This is a genomic window from Kitasatospora sp. NPDC041917 (genome assembly GCF_055589745.1).
On the sequence record NZ_JBVJBI010000034.1, the window covers coordinates 42,929 to 50,174 of the forward strand.

At 71.4% G+C, this 7,246-nt stretch carries 6 protein-coding genes; all 6 read left to right on the forward strand.

Annotation, left to right across the window (positions count from 1 at the left end; translation table 11 throughout):
* Window positions 1-275 precede the first annotated feature (275 nt).
* The 6 genes from ACZ6EM_RS30680 (at window position 276) to ACZ6EM_RS30705 (ending at window position 7,124) form a co-directional block, all read left to right on the forward strand.
* The gene (locus ACZ6EM_RS30680) at window positions 276-1,589 is read left to right on the forward strand and encodes a phenylacetate--CoA ligase family protein (RefSeq protein WP_465773746.1); all 1,314 of its coding nucleotides are present in this window, start codon (window positions 276-278) and stop codon (window positions 1,587-1,589) included.
* Complete coding sequence (locus ACZ6EM_RS30685) at window positions 1,586-2,950, forward strand: hypothetical protein (protein WP_465773747.1); 1,365 nt, start codon at window positions 1,586-1,588, stop codon at window positions 2,948-2,950. Before ACZ6EM_RS30680 ends, ACZ6EM_RS30685 begins: the two co-directional genes overlap by 4 nt.
* 204 nt (window positions 2,951-3,154) lie before the next feature.
* Window positions 3,155-4,360 carry a cytochrome P450 gene (locus ACZ6EM_RS30690; protein ID WP_465773748.1) on the forward strand — a complete coding sequence of 402 codons (1,206 nt, stop codon included), beginning with the start codon at window positions 3,155-3,157 and terminating at the stop codon, window positions 4,358-4,360.
* Between the two features lie 15 nt (window positions 4,361-4,375).
* Window positions 4,376-4,588, forward strand: coding sequence for a ferredoxin (locus ACZ6EM_RS30695; RefSeq protein ID WP_465773749.1), 213 nt, complete (start codon window positions 4,376-4,378; stop codon window positions 4,586-4,588).
* A 257-nt stretch (window positions 4,589-4,845) separates the two neighbouring features.
* The gene (locus ACZ6EM_RS30700) at window positions 4,846-6,084 is read left to right on the forward strand and encodes an esterase/lipase family protein (protein ID WP_465773750.1); all 1,239 of its coding nucleotides are present in this window, start codon (window positions 4,846-4,848) and stop codon (window positions 6,082-6,084) included.
* A gap of 11 nt (window positions 6,085-6,095) precedes the next feature.
* The gene (locus ACZ6EM_RS30705) at window positions 6,096-7,124 is read left to right on the forward strand and encodes an alpha/beta hydrolase (RefSeq protein WP_465773751.1); all 1,029 of its coding nucleotides are present in this window, start codon (window positions 6,096-6,098) and stop codon (window positions 7,122-7,124) included.
* Window positions 7,125-7,246: the final 122 nt, after the last annotated feature.

A 7,246-nucleotide genomic window follows, 5' to 3' on the forward strand; every position in this document is an offset into this window, starting at 1 on the left:
GCGCAACAAATGCGGCCCTCAGCAAGAAATGCCGCCCCATAACGCAAAGAAGCCGGTCGTCCGGTCGTCCGACGGAATCTAGTGTTCGGGCGTCGACGGAATGGGAATGGGACCAACCGAATGCCCGGTGCGGCCGGCCCGTCGGCGCCGGGGCCGCGCCGGAATCGCACCGGCGGCAGCGGCCCCCCGAGCAAGGACGCGTTGCGCCGCGCGGAGCCGTCCGGGCAGGCACGGTGATCGTGCGCGACGAGATCAGCACACAACGGAGGTTCCCGATGAACACCGGCATTCGGCTCGCCGCCGACCTGGACGCCATCAGCCGGGAGGAGATCGAGCGACTGCGGGCGCACAACTTCACGCGGTTGGTGACCGCGGCCCGGCGCACGCCCGCGGTGCTGCGCCGCTGGCCCGGGCTCGACTCCGTGCACAGCCTGGACCGGTTGCCGGAACTGCCCGTGCTGACCCCGTCCGCGCTGGCCGACGGCTGTCCGCCGCACTCGGTGGAGTTCCTGATCGACGGCGACCAGCCCGGCATGGTGCTTCGTTCGAGCGGGACCTCCAGCAAGGTCAAGATGATGTACCACTCCTGGGCGTTCAACGAGCAGGTGTCCGCGCTCGGCGCGCGCGGGCTGCGCGCGACCCTGCCCGAGCCGCCCCGCCGGGTGGCGAACTGCCTCTACGGGGCCGAACTCAACGGATCCTTCCTGTTCACCCAGGAGGTCGCTCGGCTGCTCGGCGCGCGGGTGTACCCCCTGGGCAACGTCACCAGCGTCGCGGAGACGGCGAAGATGATCTCCGAGCACGCGATCGACACCTTGGCCGCGCCACCGGGGTACGGGGTGGACCTGCTCACCGGAACGCCCCCGGACCTGCTCGCCTCGATGCGGACCTACCTCTACATCGGGGAGAGCCTCGGCGCCAGCCGCACCGCGGCGCTCACCGCCGCCCTGCCCGGACTGACGGTCCGCTCGCTGGCCTACTCCACCACCGAGACCGGGCCCATCGGCTACCAGTGCCAGTGGCTGTCCGGCAACGACCACCACGTGCACGAGGACGCGATGGTGGTGGAGATCGTCGACGAGGAGACCGGGCTCGCCGTGGCCGCCGGCGAGGAGGGCGAGGTCCTCGTCACGCCGCTGAGCGACACCGGCATGGCCCTGTTCCGCTACGCCATCGGCGACCGGGGCCGGCTGAGCGCCCAGCCGTGCCGCTGCGGCAGCCAGGCCTCCGTGCTCACCCTGCTCGGCCGGGCCCGGCAGTCGCTGAACGTGGACTCCGAGACCGTCTCCGCCGACCAGTTGATGTCGCGGCTCGCCCGGTTGGGCATCACCGATCCCGCCGACTGCCAGTTTCAGGTGCTCTGGACCGTCAACCGGTACCGGGTACGGCTGCTGCTGTCACCGGGCACACCCGGGGACATCACCGTCGACGCGGTGGTCGCGGCCTTCGCGGACACCGTCGAGCTCAACCAGATCGTCACCGGCCCGCGCTGCCTGGGGTTCACCGTGGAGCACGTCGAGCGCGGCGACTTCGAGCGCACCGAGCGCGGCAAGGTGCCCACCCTCTACCAGCGAACGGTCACCGCATGAACCGGAACCCCTGCCCCGTCACCCGGTCCTACCTGGACGAATGCGCCGCCGAGGGGCGCGACGGCCTGCGCGGGGTCGTCGACCACCTGCGGTTCCCGCCGCACTTCACCGCGGCCTTCGACGGGCGGGTGCTCGGCCGGCCGCTGTTCGTCGAGGAGACCGCGATCCGCGGCGTCGCCGACCGGCTCATGCGGTTCCACGACCTGATCGTCTCCCTGCCCGGCAGGCTCCACGGTGGCGACGTGTTCGCCTACGGCGAGGCGCTCGGGCTCGACCGCCGGTCGGTGGAGCTCGTCCGCCGGAACGGACTCGTGCCGCCGATCCCGTACGGCCGGGCCGACCTGCACCGTGACGGCGACTCCTGGCGACTGCTGGAGTTCAACATCGGCGCCGACCTCGGCGGCATGGAACGGACCGGCGACATCCCGCGGGCGCTGATGGACGTGCCCAGGTTCCGGGAGTTCGCCGAGAAGCACCGGCTGACCTACCCCGACATCGGGGCGGGCATCGCCCGCATGCTCACCCGCTGCGCCGAGAGCGTGTCCGCCGCCGGCACGCCGGTGGTCGTGATGCTGGAGAGCAACGGCCGGGTGGCCCAGTACCGGAAGTACATGCTGCCCTTCCAGGAGTACATGCGGGGCAAGGGAATCGACCTCCGGCTGGCCGAGGTGGGCGAGTTGAGCTCGCCGGGCGGGAAGATCCACCTGGACGGCACCCCGGTGGACGTGATCCTCCGCTACGTGTCGGTGGACCAGATCCTCGCCGACCCCGAGGTCGCCGGGGCCATGGAGCCGGTCTTCCGCGCCCACGAGGAGGGCCGGACCGTGCAGCTGACCCCGATCTGTACCGACCTGCACGGCAACAAGGGCATCCTGCCGATGCTGCACGACCCCCGGTTCCGGGCCGCCCTGGCCGAGGAGGAGCTGGCCCTGATCGACGGAATGCTGCCGTGGACGCGGTCGATGGCCGAGGGCACGGTCGAGGTGGACGGCGACGTGGTCGATCTGATCGACTACTGCCGCGCCCATCGGGAGAAACTGATCCTCAAGCCGAACAACGACGCGCGCGGCGGCGGCATCGTCGCCGGCTGGGAGACGTCCGACGGGGACTGGCGGCGGGCCCTGACGGAGTGCGACCGACGACGGTTCCTGGTGCAGCGCAAGGCCCCGGCGCAGCCGGAGCCGGTGCAGGACGCGGAGACCGGCGAGGTGCGGGACTGGCTCGCGACCTGGGGCGTCTACCTGACCGACGAGGGGTACGCGGGCACCTACATCCGTGCGCTGTCCGAGTCCGCCGGCAGCGCGGTCGTCGGCTGGGACGCGCTGCCGCAGCTCACCGCCGTGTTCAGCTACCCGGCCTGACCTGCACGCGTGAGCGAACTCGGTCGCGGCATTGCCTTAACCTTCATCCATTGCAACGATCCATTGCGTTCGAGTTCAGCGTCATTGCATCAATTTACCGTTACTGAGCTGGGAAGACGCGTTTCATCCGATTGACGTCGAGTCAGAAACAGCCGTAGCTTTCCAGTTATCCGAACGTGCGGCAACGCGAAACGAGGAACGGCCATGGGTGAATCCCCGCACACCGTCACGACCATGCCGGTGGCACGCCGCCCCGGCTGTCCCTTCGACCCGCCCGCCGAGCTGATCGACGCCCGCCGGCACGCGCCGATGAGCCGCTACACCTTCCCCGGCGGACGGCCCGGCTGGCTGGTCACCGGATACGACCTGGTCAGGGCGGTGCTGGCCGACACGAGGTTCAGCTCGCGCAAGGACCTGATGCTCCACCCGACCATCGACTACGGCGACTTCCGGATCCCGCCGGCGCCGCCCGGGGAGTTCGTCCTCATGGACGAGCCCCAGCACAGCCGCTACCGCAAGCCCCTGACGGGCAAGTTCACCGTACGGCGGATGCGGCTGCTCACCGAGCGCATCGAGCAGGTCACCACCGCCCGCCTGGACGCCATGGAGGCGGCCGGGCCCCCGGCGGACCTGGTGACCGCGTTCGCCAAGCCCATCCCCGCCATCGTGATCTGCGAGCTGCTCGGGGTGCCGTACGAGGACCGGGGCTCCTTCCAGGAGCAGGTCGACTCGTTCATGAACGGGGAGACGAGCGACGAGGACCTCATGGCGGCCTACGCCTCGACCCAGGAGTACCTGGCCGAGCTGGTGGCCGCCAAGCGCGCCAACCCCACCGACGACGTGCTCAGCGACCTCACCGACAGCGATCTGACCGACGAGGAACTGAAGGGGATCAGCCTGATCCTGCTCGCGGCCGGTCTCGACACCACCGCGAACATGCTGGCCCTCGGAACCTTCGCGCTGCTGCGCAACCCGGACCAACTGGCCGCGCTGCGGGGCGATCCCGCACTCACCGACCGGGCCGTGGAGGAACTGCTGCGGTACCTGAGCGTCGCCAAGACCTTCATGCGGACGGCCCTGGAGGACGTCGAACTCGGCGGCCGGACCGTCAGGGCCGGTGAGCGGCTGATCCTCTCGTTCAACACCGCCAACCGCGATCCCGAGCGCTTCCCCGATCCCCATGTGCTCGACCTGCGCAGGCAGGACGGCGGACACCTGGCCTTCGGCCACGGCATCCACCAGTGCCTGGGCCAACAGCTGGCCCGCATCGAGATGCGGGTCGCCTTCCCCGCGCTGCTCGACCGCTTCCCGACGCTGCGCCTGGCCGTACCGCCCGAGGAGGTCTCCCTGCGCCCGGAGATCGCGGACATCTACGGGGTGAAGAGCCTCCCCGTCACCTGGGACGCGTGATCGATGAGGATCACCGTGGACGCCGAACGCTGCATCGGCTCCGGAATGTGCGTCCTGACGGCCGGCGAGGTCTTCGACCAGCGCGAGGACGACGGCACGTCGGTCGTGCGGCAACCCGAGCCTCCGGCCGGGGCGTTGGGCGCGGTTCGCGAGGCGGTCGCCCTGTGCCCCGCCTCGGCGATCAGCCTGTCGGCCGACCCGCGGCATCAGGGCGTGTCCGACGCATGACCGTCCGGTGGAGGAACGGCGAGGTCCTCCGCCCGGCGGGAGCGGACCTCGGCGACGACCGGTCTCCGTGAAGAGTGGAGCCGGGTCCCGCCTCCGGCCAGGTGGTGGACACCCATACCGGAACGCCGGAGGTATGTGACGCCTCCATAGGGACGGCACTGCGGCGTCCGTAGCGTGTCGCGCACTTGGCCCCCGGTGTGGAGGAGTGAACGCGTATGCGAAGGAACGGGCGTGGCAGGCGAAGAGGATGGGGCTGGGTGCTCGCGGGCGTCCTGGCGCTGATCGGTGCGGCCGTCCCGGCGGGGCCGGCCGCGGCCGCGGTGCCGGCCAACCTGACCCTGGAGGCGACCTACGGCACCGTCGCCAACGGCTGGGACCGGGTCGAGCGCTACCTCGACACCACCACCGGCTTCCGGCAGGAGCAGTACCCGCCGGACGGCCGCGGCGACCAGGACGGCCAGCGGCTCACCTTCTTCGGCGGCGTCAAGCAGCCCTTCTCCGGCCGTTTCCTGCTCTACTCGGCCCCGGGCTGGAACACCGGCGCGCACCAGGTCCCGGTGCTGCTGGTGCACGGCGCCAACGACAACCCGGACCGGGCCTGGGCCAACCCCGGCGAGTCCGGCGGCTACGGCTGCGGCTCCATGTCCTGCCCGAACACCGGGCTGATGCAGAACCTGGCCGGGCGGGGCTACCGGGTCTTCGCGATCGGCTTCGCGCACAAGCAGGGCGACAACCTGATGCAGGCCCAGGAGGTCGGCGACGCCGTCGCGCTGATCCGTGCCAAGCTCGGCGTCCCGCAGGTGGACGTGGTGGGGTGGAGCAAGGGCGAGATGTCCTCGCGGGCCTACGTGTCCTCGGTGAAGCCCTCCTGGGGCCGCCCGTACGCGGGCGACGTGCGCAAGCTGATCACCCTCGGCGGCCCGAACGGCGGCTACGACTACCCGTTCGCGCACGGGTGGGCGCACGACTTCTCGATCTGGCCGCAGTGCGGCGGTGCCGTCAACGCCCCGTCCCCGCACCTGCGCATGACCTGCTACGGCACCTACACCGCGCACCCGGAGTTCTCCTTCACCCCCTCGGGCGGCTACGACAACTACCCGGGGCAGCGGCAGATGCTGGCCCGCTGGGACTCGGTGTTCGGCATCGACCAGACCCAGCAGGACTGGTACACGACCTACTACGGCGGCCAGGGCTTCTACACCGACGGCGGCGGCATCCAGGCCGCGATCAACGCCGGCTCGCTGATCGCCCCGCTGCACCAGGCCGGGGTGCCCTCCTCGGTGACGGCCTACCTCCTGGCCGGCGGCACGCCCAGCATCGTCGGGATCTTCAACGAGAACCGCGGGCCCAGCGACGGCGTGGTCTTCGTGGCCAGCGCCCTGGACAAGACCGGCTTCGGCACCGTCGGCGGCACCGCGCTGATCGCCCTCGCCAACCACCTGCAACTCGGCTGGGACAGCGCGGCGAGCGCGCAGGTCGCCAGTTGGCTGAACTGAGGACATCCCGGATGATCACCGATCGACTGATCCCCACCGACCGGCTCACCGTGGGCTACGCCGAGATCGCGGGCCGCACCGGGGAACCCGTGGTCCTGGTGCACGGCAACGTCTCCTCCGGCGTCTTCTGGCACTCGACCATGACCGGGCTCCCCGCCCGCTACCGCCCGCTGGCCCCCGACCTGCGCGGCTTCGGCCGCACCGAGCCGCTGCCGGTGGACGCCACCCGGGGCCTGCGCGACCACAGCGAGGACCTGCTCTCCTACCTCCGGGCGCTGGCCCTGGGCCCGGTCCACCTGGTCGGCTGGAGCATGGGCGGCGGCGTGGTGCTGCAACTGCTGCGCGACCACCCGGAGCTGGTCCGCTCGCTCACCCTGGTCAACCCGGTCTCCCCGTACGGCTTCGGCGGCACCCACGGGGTGGACGGGCGGCTCAACTCGCCCGACGGGGCGGGCTCCGGCGCCGGCGGCGCGGCCCCCGATTTCGTCCGGCTGCTGCGCGAGGGCGAGACGGGCGCCGAGTCGCCGTTCGCGCCGCTCTCGGTGCTGAACACCACCTACGTCAGCGAGCCGCTGGCGGAGCCGGACCACTACGTGGCGGCGATGCTGACCACCCGGACCGGGGAGGACCACTACCCGGGCGACAGCCGCACGAGCGAGGCCTGGCCGGGCTTCGGTCCCGGCGAACGCGGGGTGCTCAACTCGATGGCGCCGACCCACTTCCGGATCGACGACCTGGAACTGGTCGAGCCGAAGCCGCCGATCCTGTGGATCCGCGGCACGGCCGACGTGATCGTCTCCGACACCTCGCTCTTCGACCTGGCCCACCTGGGGGCCATCGGTGCCGTCCCGGGCTGGCCCGGCGCGGACACCTGCCCGGCCCAGCCGATGGTGGCGCAGACCCGCGCCGTACTGGACCGCTACGCCGCCGCCGGCGGCCGGGTGCGCGAGGTCGCGGTCGAAGGCGCCGGGCACAGCGTGCAGTTGGAACGGCCGAAGGAGTTCCTGACGGCGCTGGTGGAGGTGCTGGACGGGGCCTGACGGCGGGACGGCCCCCGGCGGGTCGAGCAGTCCCGACGGACGGGGAAGGGCGGCCGGAGCGATGCGCTCCGGCCGCCCTCTTCGTGCTCCGGCCGCTCTCCTCGTGCGCCGTTCGACGGGTC

Excerpts from the sequence above, each read along its gene's own strand:
- ACZ6EM_RS30680 (WP_465773746.1), top strand. The coding sequence starts at position 276 with ATGAACACCGGCATTCGGCTCGCCGCCGACCTGGACGCCATCAGCCGG.
- ACZ6EM_RS30685 (WP_465773747.1), top strand. The coding sequence starts at position 1,586 with ATGAACCGGAACCCCTGCCCCGTCACCCGGTCCTACCTGGACGAATGC.
- ACZ6EM_RS30690 (WP_465773748.1), top strand. The coding sequence starts at position 3,155 with ATGGGTGAATCCCCGCACACCGTCACGACCATGCCGGTGGCACGCCGC.
- ACZ6EM_RS30705 (WP_465773751.1), top strand. The coding sequence starts at position 6,096 with ATGATCACCGATCGACTGATCCCCACCGACCGGCTCACCGTGGGCTAC.